Annotated in this window: 13 protein-coding genes; 6 read left to right on the top strand and 7 right to left on the bottom strand. The window is 44.5% G+C overall.

Translation table 11 applies throughout. The features are described from left to right. Positions 1–175: 175 nt before the first annotated feature. Positions 176–1,609, top strand: a complete 1,434-nt coding sequence (locus tag QWZ05_RS02665; RefSeq protein ID WP_290296347.1) for an FAD-dependent oxidoreductase — start codon at positions 176–178, stop codon at positions 1,607–1,609. A 26-nt stretch (positions 1,610–1,635) separates the two neighbouring features. Here QWZ05_RS02665 and QWZ05_RS02660 read toward each other — a convergent pair whose 3' ends face one another. Genes QWZ05_RS02660 through QWZ05_RS02650 form a run of 3 tightly spaced genes read right to left on the bottom strand, consistent with a single transcriptional unit; the run spans position 1,636 to position 4,053 of the window. Then, entirely contained in the window at positions 1,636–2,571 is a 936-nt protein-coding gene (locus tag QWZ05_RS02660; protein WP_390216743.1) for a 5-oxoprolinase subunit C family protein, read from the bottom strand. A gap of 6 nt (positions 2,572–2,577) precedes the next feature. Beyond that, complete coding sequence (locus QWZ05_RS02655) at positions 2,578–3,303, bottom strand: 5-oxoprolinase subunit B family protein (protein ID WP_290296343.1); 726 nt, start codon at positions 3,301–3,303, stop codon at positions 2,578–2,580. 9 nt (positions 3,304–3,312) lie between these two features. Beyond that, positions 3,313–4,053 (bottom strand): 5-oxoprolinase subunit PxpA, encoded by a 741-nt coding sequence (locus QWZ05_RS02650; protein WP_290296341.1) that lies wholly within the window; start codon positions 4,051–4,053, stop codon positions 3,313–3,315. Positions 4,054–4,378: 325 nt separating this feature from the next. Here QWZ05_RS02650 and QWZ05_RS02645 point away from each other — a divergent pair, with 325 nt between their 5' ends. The 4 genes from QWZ05_RS02645 to galE are packed head-to-tail and all read left to right on the top strand — an operon-like array spanning position 4,379 to position 9,940. Beyond that, positions 4,379–6,409, top strand: coding sequence for a TonB-dependent receptor plug domain-containing protein (locus QWZ05_RS02645; protein WP_290296340.1), 2,031 nt, complete (start codon positions 4,379–4,381; stop codon positions 6,407–6,409). After that, positions 6,399–6,899, top strand: coding sequence for a YfiR family protein (locus QWZ05_RS02640; RefSeq protein WP_264876332.1), 501 nt, complete (start codon positions 6,399–6,401; stop codon positions 6,897–6,899). Before QWZ05_RS02645 ends, QWZ05_RS02640 begins: the two co-directional genes overlap by 11 nt. Further along, positions 6,896–8,869, top strand: coding sequence for a diguanylate cyclase domain-containing protein (locus tag QWZ05_RS02635; RefSeq protein ID WP_290296339.1), 1,974 nt, complete (start codon positions 6,896–6,898; stop codon positions 8,867–8,869). The genes QWZ05_RS02640 and QWZ05_RS02635 overlap by 4 nt, the downstream gene beginning before the upstream one ends. A 54-nt stretch (positions 8,870–8,923) precedes the next feature. Beyond that, complete coding sequence (galE, locus tag QWZ05_RS02630) at positions 8,924–9,940, top strand: UDP-glucose 4-epimerase GalE (protein WP_264876330.1); 1,017 nt, start codon at positions 8,924–8,926, stop codon at positions 9,938–9,940. A 117-nt stretch (positions 9,941–10,057) separates the two neighbouring features. Here galE and QWZ05_RS02625 read toward each other — a convergent pair whose 3' ends face one another. Next, positions 10,058–10,678, bottom strand: coding sequence for a LysE family translocator (locus tag QWZ05_RS02625; RefSeq protein ID WP_264876329.1), 621 nt, complete (start codon positions 10,676–10,678; stop codon positions 10,058–10,060). Positions 10,679–10,811: 133 nt separating this feature from the next. Continuing rightward, a complete protein-coding gene (locus QWZ05_RS02620) occupies positions 10,812–12,017 on the bottom strand; it encodes an aromatic amino acid transport family protein (protein WP_264876328.1) in 1,206 nt (401 codons plus the stop codon). Positions 12,018–12,263: 246 nt separating this feature from the next. Here QWZ05_RS02620 and QWZ05_RS02615 point away from each other — a divergent pair, with 246 nt between their 5' ends. Next, entirely contained in the window at positions 12,264–12,863 is a 600-nt protein-coding gene (locus QWZ05_RS02615) for a beta-phosphoglucomutase family hydrolase (RefSeq protein ID WP_290297109.1), read from the top strand. 20 nt (positions 12,864–12,883) lie between these two features. Here QWZ05_RS02615 and bamJ read toward each other — a convergent pair whose 3' ends face one another. After that, positions 12,884–13,357 carry a BamJ family beta-barrel-assembly machinery protein gene (bamJ, locus tag QWZ05_RS02610; protein WP_264876327.1) on the bottom strand — a complete coding sequence of 158 codons (474 nt, stop codon included), beginning with the start codon at positions 13,355–13,357 and terminating at the stop codon, positions 12,884–12,886. A gap of 7 nt (positions 13,358–13,364) precedes the next feature. Next, positions 13,365–13,994, bottom strand: coding sequence for a thiol:disulfide interchange protein DsbA/DsbL (locus tag QWZ05_RS02605; protein WP_290296336.1), 630 nt, complete (start codon positions 13,992–13,994; stop codon positions 13,365–13,367). Positions 13,995–14,133 lie beyond the last annotated feature (139 nt).

The raw sequence follows: 14,133 nt of genomic DNA, 5'->3' as shown, positions 1-14,133 counted from the left end.
TCGGACACACAGCGTTTTAAGATACTCACAACATGAAAAAATCATAAAACCGCAATTAAGTAGTCAAGCATTATTTGTTGTTTTTTTTGATAGGAAAGTGACGGTATAATCTCGTCACTTCAGTACCTTAGGTGCACGATTGCGGTGCACCAATAGAATAAACATAGGGCATTAAATGACTGGTAAATCAGTAGCCATAATCGGTGGTGGTGTCGCGGGCTCAACTGCTGCATTGCATTTAGCAGAAATCGGCGTAAATGTGACCTTGATCGAAAAAGGGCCGAGCTTGGTCAGTGGGCCTCCAATCTGTCATTTACACGCTGGTGGAAATTTGTACAGAGAAATATCAACAGAGCAGTGCATAGAGCTTCTTAAGCAATCTATCGACACCGTTCGACTATTTCCACACACCTTAAACCATCGACCGACTGTTATCGCGATTCCTCACAGCGATCCGGGTACACCTGACGATCTTATCCCTCGCCTAGAGCAAATTCAGTCTGCCTATCAGTCATTAGTGGATCTCGATGATAAAAACCAAGTGCTTGGTGAGCCGCGTGACTATTACAAGTTGTATGAAAAAGCCGATTTACTCAAGTTGGTTGGAAAAACGCAGTCAACAAATCTCAACTCTTTTGATGAGTGGCTTATTCCGTTTGCTAACTCAGTCAACCTAGATGATGTTAAGTATCCTATTGTTGCAGTGCAAGAACACGGTTGGAGTGTGTTTCGTTTAGGGGCTACGGCGATGTTAGCGCTAGAAAAGTTAGACCACTGTAAGATGGATTTGAACAGCGAAGTTGTTGATTTATACAAAGCAGATTGCGGCTGGGTAGTTCAGTACAATAAAGACGGCGCTTTACATGAAGTGAAAGCAGAATATTTGATAAATGCATCGGGTTATAAGACTGGCGACATCGACGATATGGTGCAAGCACCGAGAGAGCGTTTAGTTGAGTTTAAAGCCGCTTACGTGACACGCTGGGAAAGTAACCAATACACTTGGCCTGAAGTTATTTTTCATGGTGAACGTGGCACACCAAACGGTATGGCACAGCTAACCCCTTATGCAGACAATGTTTTTCAATTGCATGGAATGACGAAGTCGATCACGTTGTTTGAGGGCGGTTTAGTGTCTTCCACTTCTGATTCGTCACAGCCACAGTTACCGCAACAGCTTGCGAATAAATTAGACAAAGGCTGGGAAAAAGACGTGATGGAAACCAGAACATCGAGTGCGATAGAGTATGTCGCAAAAATGGTTCCTACCTTTTCTCAGGCAACGTGCGAGGGGACTCCATTATTCGGTGCGCAGCAGATCCCGGGTAACGATGACACACTGAGGGCAGCAGATGTGAGTTTTGCTGGTGATAATTATGCTCGCATGGAGATCGTGAAAGGGTCATCTGCGTTAGAAGGTGTGGTTGCACTTGTCTCTGAATGGAGTTTAGTGGCTGATGTAGATACCTATCAGAGCAAAACGATTGAAGAACTTCATCCAGTTACTTTATCTTTGCAAGCCAAAGACATCGAAGCAAAAGCAATGCAGGTAGCATCTGAACGAAATTACCCACAAGCTCTTGCGCAGTATTTCGGTCAATCCTTGTAAATTTTCTTAGCATGCTTTAGTTCGTGCTAGTAGCCAAAAAATAGCGCCCAACGACACCACGCGTCCTGCAACTCTTGTAAATTACCCGGTTGAAAGTAGACCTTTTGACCGGGTTTCGCCTGTGCAAGCCTTGGTAAATCCACCTGCGATACACAACCGATTTTGGGATACCCACCAATGGTTTGGTGATCTGCCATCATCACGATAGGAAGCCCTTTAGGCGTAATCTGAATCGATCCAATCGCGAGCCCTTCACTTAATATACCTTGGCTCGGGGAAGCGATCTCTGCACCTTCAAAACGATATCCCATTCGATTGCTGTCTTTACTTACCGTGTATTCATTATTATAGAATTCACTCATAGCCGATTTTTCAAACTGGTTAGATTGATAACCTTGGATAACCCTTAGGAAGATAGGACGCTCATAGTCGGGTATAAAACGAAAAGAGACAAACTGACGCTGCGAGCTTTGTTGACTATTCGGGTAAGCGAAGTTGAGCGTATCTCCACTTTTCAAATGTTGACCGTCTCCGTTTAGCCCTCCCAATCTATCTCGGCTTACCGTTGAGCAACTCGATAGTGTCTGTGGTACTTCAAATCCACCCGTTACACCCAAGTACGCTCTGAGCCCGTTCTTAGGTCGATTAAATCTTAGGGTTTGTCCGCGACGAGCATAAAAGCTCGACCAGTTTTCGATATGGTGCCCATCTAGCTGCGCATCGAGATTGCCCCCACCAATCGCAAACCAAGCGGAATGTTGAACAAAGATCTCTGTTTGACCGAGCGTGATTTCTATTACTGAACTGTTTGCGCGATTGTTTAACAGTCGATTGACCCAGCTGTAAGCATACGCATCGACCGGTCCTCCAGTCGTGATCCCCCAGTGCGTTAGCCCGAAACGCCCGAAATCTTGTAGCAGAACGCCTTGGTGGGCTTTTTTGACCAATAGACTCATTGAAATGTCCTTCTAACACTGCGAATTTGAATGGGGAGTATCGGAAGAGAGTGCTCCTCCTAGATCCAAGAATTGCTTTCTTGAAATCGATGTAAATCGAACTTGGCCACCAATACTAAATGGAGTGATAGGTTGTGCTTGAGGTTGAAACATTGCCAACGGACAGCGGCCAATCAGATTCCAGCCACCAGGGCTGTCATCTGGGTACACGGCGCTATATTGATCAGCGATAGCAATAGCGCCTTTTGGCACGTGAACGCGCGGTGTTGCGAGTCTTGGTAATGTTAGCTCTTTAGGTAAACCAGCAAGAAAAGCAAAGCCAGGAGCGAACCCAAGCGCAGAAACGTAATAAGAAGCTTGAGTATGACTTTCGATCAACTGAGTAAGCGATAGCCCTTTGTCTTCATATTGATGAATGTCTAACCCCACTTCTGGGTGGTAGTAGGCAGGAAGAACCACTTCATGGGTTTTGTAAGTTTGAGTGCTTGATGTATGGCGAATCGCAGAGTCGATAGACAAGATCAGAACCTTAGGGGAAATTCGATAGGGCAGATAGTCAATGAGTAACGTATTATGCGATGGCGTCACATTCATGATGCTGTCGTTATGTTGAGAAAGCAGAACTTGTGCGATGGTACCAATGGTTTGTGACAGCGTTCTTGATAAAGGCGCATCAAAGTGAATATGTAGCGATGTCTCTGATACAAGTTGCCAATCAAACTCAATAGTTTTAGTCATGATCTTGGCCTATTTAGCAAGAAGTGAATGAAGTTGCTGCGCGATTTCGACAGCGATAGGGTTGTCTCCATGGATACACAGAGTGTCAGCCTCGATGGGCAGTGTTTCGCCATCTAACGTGGTGACTTTTTGGTAGCGAATGATTTGCTTTGCTTGATGAATGACATCTTCACTGTTTTTTAGAACAGCCCCTTTGACACTTCGCGCGGCTAGTGAGCCATTTGCGAGATAGCTTCGGTCGATGAAAGCTTCAAAGAGCAGTGGCACGTCGTATTCATCGGCAATATCAAGAAGCCTATCTCTGTCAGGAACGGCTAAAACCATCAAGGGGACGTGAAACTGAGAAACCGCTTCGCACAGCCCTTCGAAAATAGACATATCACGCATCATATCGTTATAAAGTGCGCCATGTGGCTTCACATAATGTATTTTCGTGCCTTGGGATTGGGCAAGAGCCTGCAATGCGCCTATTTGATAGATGGTCAGGTTAATAATCTCATCGATAGACATCGGAATTGAACGGCGGCCAAAACCCTGTAAATCGGGATAACTTGGGTGTGCTCCAATCTTAACCTCATACTGCAGCGCTAACTGAATGGTGCTTACCATGACTTGAGGATCAGAGGCGTGGAAGCCGCAGGCGATGTTAGTAAGATCAATGTAAGGCATCACTTGTGCGTCTTGCCCCATTGTCCATAACCCGAAACTCTCACCCATATCGCAATTTAAGAGTAACTTGTTGCTTTCCATCGCTGCTCATCCTTTTCATTATTACTGCGTGAATGCAGTCGAACGTAGACTCAATTTATACCATGTAACTATCGCATAAGTGTGATCTATGCAAAGATCTTTGGAAAGGATCTTGAAAGTTAAAAAACAGTGATCTACTTCACCAGATAGGTGAGTGATTGTGTTTTCATAGTAAATACGCCGTAAAATCCAGAACCATATACTATAAAAACATGAACTGTGTTCCAAAATGTACCGATATGTATGATTTATTTGTCTCATAAATGAGATGTGCGTTGCGTTTTTGGAATGGAACTTCAGTTCAAAGTCACGACAAGGAAGTGGTATGAAGTCCTTTTGGTTAGGGGTCTTTAGTTTGTCAGCTCTCTCAGGAGAGGTTATAGCCAAAGCGAGCAGTCTTGAGCACCTCATGCAGCTCTCTTTGGAAGAGCTGTCATTGGTTCAGGTTGAGGTCGAAACTGCATCCAAGTTCGCTCAACAATTGAATGATGTGCCCGCAAGTATCTACGTAATCGATAATGAGAGAATTATTCGCAGTGGTGTTAGAACCATTGCGGAGGCGCTTGCATTGGCGCCAGGCATCAATGTGACCAAATTTAGCGAGTCAGAGATCATCGTTTCGGCTAGGGGTTTCCATCATGGCTTGCACAATAAAATGCTGGTTATGATGGATGGGCGTAGCTTATTTAGTCCAACCTACGGCGGTGTTTATTGGCCTGATATCGATTATGTATTAGAAGACATCGAGCGCATCGAAGTCCTGCGTGGCCCCGGCGGTGCTATTTGGGGTGGCAATGCGGTCAATGCCGTTGTCAACATCATCACCAAAGACAGTGAAGAAACCCAAGGAACCTTGCTATCAGGAACTTACGCTCGAGGTGATGACTATAATATCGCGGTTAGACAAGGTTTAAGGCTCAATGATGACGTTACTGGTCGCGCGTTCTATAAAAATCGCCGAACCAGTCCTTTAGTTGGTAATACCGACCATCAAGTCGATCAGTATACCGCGGGAATTAAACTTCAAGGCACAACCGCGAGCTCAGATACTTGGCAGTTCCACTTTGGCGGCACACAGCGCAGTTTCGATCAGTCATTTACGACTTTTCATCTCACACCTGATGGATTCCCAGATAGTGTATCCCAAACCCCCATCGAGATTGACGCGTACACGGCCTATGTACAGTTCGATTATGCGACTCAAATTAACCAGCAATTAGAAGCCAAATATAAAGTCTGGGGGCAAACAAACAGTGACGAGGCGCTTGATGCCCCTGGTGATTACCAGAGTTTGGATTTGGATGCCGCTTTCAGCTATCAAATGAATGAACAGCACAACATTATGTTTGGTGGTGGTTATCGAGCGGTACAAGTGGAGTTTGACTACTTGCTCTCCGAACTTGATCCCACCGCATTGCCTGAGTATTTACGTGTATCAACGGTAAAGTCTGACAGAGACAGTATCTTCAACGCTTATGTTCAATCTCAATTTCACTGGACTCCTTCGCTTACCAGCGTAGTGGGTGTGAAAGCCGAGTATTTTCAACACACCGATAGCTTCGAGCTTTCGCCACAAGCTCGTGGGATTTATACCATTGATAGTCAACAGTCGGTATGGGCGGGTGTCGGAAGAGCGGTTGTTTCGCCATCGTATATGGATACCTATACCGCATATATCAACAGTTATGAGTATCAAGGCGACTATGTCGCCGATATCTCGCTTCCAAATGGCGACTTAGATACAGAAAGTGTTTGGACTGGTGAAGTCGGCTATCGATATGTAAACCAAGCCGTTGAATTTGATGGGACGGTATTTTTCAGCCGTTATGACAATGCTCGCGGTTATGCGTGTTTAAGTCAAACCTGCTACGACCAAATTGCCTACTATCAAATTAATGATAATTACACGGCAGACACGCATGGTGTGGAATTGGGTGCTCGCTATGCAATATTTGATAACCTATCAATTTATGGCGCTTATACTTACCTCTCTGTGTCGGCTGAGAACGAGCAAGGTGAGTCAGATATCTATAGCCAGTTAGATGCGCAGCATCATGGGAATATCCAACTATTATGGAACATAAACTCACAATGGCAGTTAGATTCGATAGTCAAAGCCCAAAGCATCACTTATGTCGATAACGCCGAATCTCTCTATGGCGATTATCATTGGGAGATACCAGACTTCGCGGCAGTTGATGTTCGTTTAGCGTGGCAAAAACATGCTCACGCGCCAACCATCGAATTCGTCGCTCAAAATATAGGAAAGGACCAAGGGTACAAATCGAGTGAGTTCCAATACTATGAACATGTCAATGAAGAGCTGCTGTATGTGAGGGTGTCACATGAGTTCTAAGCTACAACGTATGTACAGACTTTCATTGTTAGCCTGCATGTTAATCGGTGGGTTAGTCTTGAGTGAGTCGGCAGAAGCTGCGGTCAGTAGTGATGAACTAAAAGCGGTTTACCTGTATAGAATTGCCAATTTTATCTACTGGAATGAGCCGCCACTAGAACCTAATTTGCTGTTTTGTGTCATTGATAATAGCAATATTTACCAAGCGTTAGAGCAAGTTGCTACGACTGTCACTAGCATTCGATTAGGTAGCGAAACCAGTGAGCAGTGCGATATAGCCTATTTTGACAATGAAGCAGATTTCTCTAACCTTACTGATAGAACCGTTACTATTGGCAGTCATGGTGTGTTTCTGCAGCAGGGTGGTGCAATTGCATTGCCGCTAAAGAATGGTGCGATTCGTCCAAAGGTCAATCTAGACAACCTGGGAGACTACACTATCTCATCGCAGCTGTTACGAATCTCAGATATTGAAGGAGGTCGAAAATGAAGCTATATCGATCTCTACAAGGTAAATTATTGCTGCCCGTCATCCTTTTTTTGGGCGTACTATTTTCTATCGCACGTTTGTACGATCTATACCTAAACTACAATAGCTACGAACAAAATCTTATTGAGCGCGTTACGGTCTTCTCCAAGGGCGTTGCCTTTAACTTGTCAGCGGCAATGGCGTTTGATGATCGTATTTCTGCCGATGAAACGCTAAGTGCCTTTAATGCTGACTCTGATGTTGACATTGCTCAGTTAAGCGATGTGAATGGGCTTGTCTTTGCTCAGTATGAAAAAGAGGAACGCCACCTTAACGCCGCTATGATCCATGAACATAGTCTTCAACAACAAGCAGGGACGATTGCAGATTCTCATCACATTCATGTTTTTGTTCCCGTGACGTCTGGCGATGAGGTACTGGGACGACTGCATGTCATTGCAGCGAAAAGTTATATCGGCGAGCTCAATAGGAAAGCACTTAACAAGGGCCTTTTTGAACTGGTTATGCTCGTGATATGTGGGTTTATTTTCTATAAGTTCATCGAACGACGAATCGTGACGCCGATTACGGCATTAAACCAGTCGATTCAAGATCATATCGAGGAGCGCATGACAGTTGCGCGGCTAAAAGTGCCTTCAAATGATGAGCTTGGTCAGTTGGTTTCTGCGTTTAATACCATGATCTATCGGTTAGGCCGACGTGATGAGCAAGTCGCGCATACTTTAGACCGACTTGAGCATGAGAAGTACTTTGCTAATGAGGTGATCCAAACGGTGCAGCATGCACTCATCGTGGTGAGCCAAGAAGGTAAAGTGATTTTGCACAATCAAGAGTGTGTCAGTGTATTCAAAGTCGAACAATCATCAGTCGTCGGTCAGTCTCTGTTCTCCGTGATTCGTATTTGGCAAGAGTCAACGCTGATGGAGCTTATTGAAAATGGGACACAAATCGATGATCGCCACTTTCAAGCGACCAATGCTCAAGGCGAACCTATCTTAGTCCAAGTATCGAGTCGCCGCCTCACTAAGCCAGGTCAGGTGCTTCTTGCAATTGAGGATGTTACCGAGTTTGAATCTGCAATGAAGCAACTCAAGTTGGCGGCTGGTGTCTTTGAAAACATCAAAGATGCGATCTTAGTACTGGATGAAGACTTCAATATCAAGACCGCTAACCCTGCGATTGAGAAGACTCTTGGTTACACTGTCACTGAGCTAATCGGAATTCCCCTTAACAATTTGGTGAGTAAAAACACCTATTATGACTTAGCTAAGACGATTCGTGTTGCAGTGGAGCGTCAAGGACACTGGCATGGTGAAGTGATTGAGGCGCACAAAGATGGGCGTGACATGCCCTTATTGGTTAAAGTTGCCAAAATCTACAGTGAGCAATCGAATCAAGAATCGGAATGGTTGGTGATGATTACGGATTTGTCGGAGACCAAAGAGATGGAGCGTTTAAGCTATCTTGCGCACCATGATGTTCTGACGGGTCTTGCCAATCGCGCAAGCTTATACACAGCGCTTGAACAGTTGCAGGGTGAGAGTGAGTTTAAACCCTATGCACTTTTGTACGCTGACCTAGATGGGTTTAAAGAGGTGAATGACCAATTTGGTCATGATGCTGGTGATGAAGTGTTGAAAGTCGTAGCTAAGCGGCTTCAGAGCCAAGTTCGCAGTGAAGATCTTGTGGTACGTTTAGCGGGTGATGAGTTTATTATTGTGTTGCGCTCTTGTCTTCGTGAACAACTCGTTAAACGAGCAGAAAAACTGATAGATCATCTCTCTGAGCCAGTGAGTTATAAAGGCAGTACTTTGCAGGTTGGGGTGAGTATTGGCGGGTATTGGTCTAATACACCTCAAGTCACTTCTAACGAGGTAATGAAGCTTGCCGATACGGCAATGTATCAGGCGAAAAGTGCAGGCAAAGGCTGCTTTACAATTATAGACCCCCCGGCTAAAGACATTGATTAGACAATGGTTTAAACTTTTGCCCTAACAATGAAAAACATCTAGAGGCTAGGATAAATGAATGTTTTAGTAACGGGTGGTATGGGCTATATCGGTAGCCACACCTGTATTCAAATGATTGAAGCCGGCATGACGCCAGTGATTGTTGATAATCTATACAACAGTAAGTCTTCTGTTCTCGAACGCATCGAAAAAGTGGCAGGTGTAAAGCCAACGTTTGTTCACGGTGATATCCGTGATAAAGCGCTGCTTGTTGAGACAATAAAAGCGCATGATGTTGAAGCCGTGATTCATTTTGCTGGCCTTAAAGCGGTTGGAGAGTCGGTAGCAAAACCTCTAGAGTATTACGACAACAACGTAAATGGTACATTGGTGCTAGTGGACGCGATGCGTGAAGCGGGCGTAAAGAGCATTGTATTTAGTTCTTCAGCGACGGTTTATGGCGATCCTGCCTCTGTGCCAATTACTGAAGACTTCCCAACCAGTGCAACCAACCCATATGGCCGCAGCAAGCTGATGGTGGAAGAGTGTTTAACGGACTTCCAAGCAGCGAATCCTGATTGGAGTATCACATTGCTGCGTTACTTCAACCCTGTCGGCTCACACCCAACAGGTGAGTTAGGTGAAGATCCGCAGGGTATCCCAAATAACTTGATGCCGTTTGTGTCACAAGTGGCGGTTGGTCGTCGTGAGTTCCTTTCAGTATTTGGTAGTGATTACCCAACGAAAGATGGTACGGGTGTTCGTGATTATATCCACGTGATGGATTTATCTGATGGCCATATTGCTGCCCTTCAGAAAGTAGGTCGCAAGCAAGGTCTACACGTTTACAACCTAGGTACAGGTAATGGTTCAAGTGTTCTAGAAATGGTTAAAGCGTTCGAAGCAGCAAGTCAGAAAGCGATCCCTTACAAGTTGGTAGAGCGTCGCCCTGGTGATATTGCCGAGTGTTGGGCCGATCCAGCCAAAGCGATGCTTGAACTAGAGTGGAAAGCAGAACGTACACTCGAAGAGATGACAGCAGACACTTGGCGCTGGCAGTCTAATAACCCGAATGGTTATCCAGACGCTTAACACGCCTTAATTGTACATAACGATAAAATGCCCGAATCGACTATAGATTCGGGCATTTTTCATTTCGTTCGCTTACTTCTATATAGACTAGCTCTATACAGACCAGTTCTATTCAAACTAAGTTAGGTATAGCCAGATACCGACACCCATCATTAAACTACCCGCAATTCGGTTAAGCAGTTTGACGTTTTCCCTTTTTCCTAATAATCGTTTCAGCCCTTTACCGCCTGTCGCATATAGCGTCATACAGGCAAACTCACAAACCAAGATGATTGAGACCAATACAATAAGTTGTGGCGTCAAAGGAGAAGACTGATCAACAAACGGAGGGAGTAGGGAGATCATGAATGCCCAACCTTTTGGGTTTGCAATTGCGGTGACAAAGCCTTGAACAACCAAGTCCCAATCATTTCCTGCTTCGATTTCTTTTGCATCGGCAGAGAGTGCTAACTTGCCTTTGGAGCGCCACATTTGCACACCAAGATAGGCCAGATACGTCCCACCAATAAATTTAAAGCCAACGAATAGCCACGGATAGTTGAGCATAATCGCGGCTATACCTAGCACGGCTGCGATAGAAACCAAGGCAACGCCAATGAGCTCTCCAACCATCATCCATAGAGTACGACGATAGCCAATACTCATTCCGAGCGTTAGTGCGAGTGTCATACACATACCCGGCGTTACAGAAACAAAAAAGAAGGTGGGAATGAACACACTTAAAACCGCAAAATTCATCGAAATAACAACTTATTAAGTAAGGAAATGTAAATAGCTAGAATATAGATATCGTGAAAGATACACAATGATAGATTGAGGCTCTTTGCTGAGGGAAATGGGGTTTAGCATTTTACCGCAAAAAGCCTTGACCTTAACCTACGCTTGGCAGCAATCCAAGAGTGATGCTGAGTTGCACACCGACGATCATTAGGCCAGATAAAGTAACGGCCACCAAACCCGTATTACCACCACTAACTTGATAGAAACCAGGCTCTGTCGAAGTCTTGCGTGCCTTAATGACGAGAAGAACTGGTATAAACAACGCCAGTGCAGCTAGGGCAAGCGCCGCATAGCCCAACGCCATGATAAAGCCTTGCGGATAGAACACAGCAAATAGCAGGGGCGGCACAAAAGTCATTGCTCCAATGATTGCGCGATGTTGCTCGCTTTGATTACGACGGGTTGCATCACCGACAAATTCAAACAACCCCAAGCTGACACCCAAAAATGAAGTCGCGAGTGCAAGATCGGCAAATACACCGACAATCTGCGCTAAAGCAGGGCTTTGTACTAGCAGAGAAAGGGATTGCAGCAACGCACCAAGTGAAGGGTTTGCAACCATCACTTCTTGTTCAAGATTTCCTAGCGTCACGAGTTGCCAGAAGACATAAATGAGTAACGGAATTGATGAGCCAACGATAATGGCATGTTTCAGTGTTTTTGTATCACCATTTAGATAGCGAACTAATGCTGGAATAGAGCCGTGAAAGCCGAATGAGGTGAAAACGACTGGCATCGCAGCAAGCAGTAATCCAGTTTCTAATGGCTGGCTTGCGAGAAAGGTTCGGCTCACGCTTGGCGAGAGAAGAAATAGTACCGCAATCAGTGCAATGATCTTGGCGGTGAATAGCACACGGTTTACCTTGTCGACCGCAATCGTACCGAGATAAACAATACTGCTGATGATAAGTGTAAAGATTAGGCTGGTTGCACCATTAGAGAGTGTAAGGCCAAACCATTGCTGAATGCGCTCATTGAGTTGGCTCCCGCCTCCTGCGACATAGGCGGAACACAGTGCATAAAACAGAAAACACATAAAAAAGCCAACCAACCATTTCGCATTTTTGCCCAGTAACTTGGTTGCTAGTGTATGTAGGGTCGCATCATGATCGGCGTATTGGTGAGCCTCAACGAGCAATAAAGCGCTATAGGTCATCAGTGCCCAAAAGAAGATCATAAGCAATAGTGAGTATTGAAAACCAATTGCAGCGGAAGCTAGGGGGAGAGCGAGCATACCAGCACCAATCGTTGTGCCAGCAATGATTAGGCTACTGCCTAAAAGTCGAGAATGAGTCATTGTAAAAAATACGATACAGCGTGTATTAAAATTAGGGCGCAATTTTGGCACAAACCAGGTAAAGGTCAAGCACAGTTTACAATATGCTGTAATTATATATTTACACTCGAGCAGTGTCGAAACAAAAAGCAGATTAAATAGCCTATAAAGCTACGAAAAATTGCTCATATAGTTAAAGCGTAATATCGTCATGATAGGTTGACTTGATTTCATGAAAGTAAGTGATAAAGACACACAATGATTAGTATTTATAAAGAACTCGAAAAGTACCAAGGTCTGATTTTTGATATGGACGGTACTTTATTAGATACCATGCCTGCCCATCTAGAAGCATGGGGGTTGACTGCAAAAACATTCAACTTTGAATTCGATCAAGCTTGGTTCCACTCGTTAGGCGGTATGCCTAGCCCTAAGATCGTAGTAGAAATCAACAAAACACAAAACTTGAAACTTGACCCTACAGAAGTATCTGGCTTCAAGATGGACAGTTTCCGTGCGATAGAAGATAAGGGCACGCCAATTAAAGTGACCTTGGATATCGTTAATGCTCTACATGGCAAACGTCCATTGGCGATAGGCACTGGTAGTCAACGCATTAATGCGGATGCTTTAGTTAGCGCAGCAGGCCTAGAACATTTGTTTGAAACTGTCGTCACTGCAAATGATGTAGAGCGTCACAAGCCGAACCCCGATACCTTTATTCTTGCAGCACAAAATCTAAATTGTGAGCCAACGCGTTGTGTGGTGTTTGAAGATACTGAGTTGGGTAAACAGGCTGCGCATGCCGCAGGTATGGATTGCTATATGGTGGAAGGGGAGCGAGTGAGTTTTCATCCCGCCCCATGATTTGATTTCGAGTTTAGTGATTAAAGAATATCAATAAGCTCAACATCGAAAATTAGTACTGACGCAGCAGGGATAGGACCTGTCCCTCTGTTTCCGTAACCCAGTTGAGCAGGAATATAAAAGCGGTATTTATCGCCTTTATCCATTAGCTGCAGACCTTCTTGCCAGCCCTTGATGACTTGTGTTACACCGAAATCGATCGGTGTGCCTCGATCTATTGAACTATCAAATACAGTACCATCAATCAATGTACCGTGGTAATGCACTTTCACACGCTTGTCGGGTGTTGGCTTTTCACCAGATTCACTCTTATGAACAATTTCGTATTGTAAGCCGGACTCTGTAGTTAAGACTCCGTCTTTCTGTTTGTTTGTCTCAAGGAACGCTTGTCCTTTGGCTTGATTCAAATCAGCCGCTTTTGAGTTCTGCATGTTGCGGTATAAAAGAAAAAGGCTAATACCGAGGATAATGACCGCAATAATCGTTTTCGACATTGTGAGATTACTCCTTATTTAATAGATAGTTAATAGTGTTTGCGATGCTTTGAATGTCTTCATGCGCAGAAACGTTCACTTGGTACTGACCGTTAACGATAAAAGTAGGAACGCTGTTGATACGGCCTTTAATGCTAATGTCGTCTGCTTCTTGGAAAAGTTCTAGCATTTCGCTTTGCTGCTGATCGTCGATTTGGTACGGGCTAGACCAGCTGTTGTCTGTAAAAACAGCTTCTATGGCCGCTTTTTGCTCTTCTTGAGAGACTTGTCCCATCATTTGCACTGCAGCGAACAGTGAATCCATTGTCTCATGTGAGAGTGGTTCATCACTTTGCATAACAGCGGTGTAGTAAATCATTGCTGCAATTTGGGCACTTTCGTTAAAAGTTACGTGAACTTTACCAATGCTTTGTTCTGTCGCTTGCTCAAGCTCTGGAATAAACTGTTCAATTGAACGACAGTGGCCGCAAGTAAGTGAAAAGATCTCGGTGACAGGCGCTAGACCTTCTAATGGCTCTGCGAGTTCTTGGTATTCTTTTCCAGCGGTTGGGGTGGAAACTTCTTCGCTGCAACCTGTAAGGACAAGCACAGATGAAAGTAGGGTGATCAGACTTAACTTAATCGTTTTTAGGGTCATAGTTTTGCTCTAATAGTTTGATTTTGAAGCGTTCATATCATACACCGTACCACAGCAAAGGTGCACGGGAATTAAATAGCAATTTCTACTTAAGTATAAACGGTTTTGGTCGATACTATTTAGGATAACGGTAAATGGT

The sequence above is a fragment of the Vibrio agarivorans genome (assembly GCF_030409635.1).
Taxonomy (GTDB): Bacteria; Pseudomonadota; Gammaproteobacteria; order Enterobacterales; family Vibrionaceae; genus Vibrio; species Vibrio agarivorans.
The sequence above is the reverse complement of the archived record's forward strand: the minus strand, read 5'-3'. Positions and strand labels throughout refer to the sequence as shown.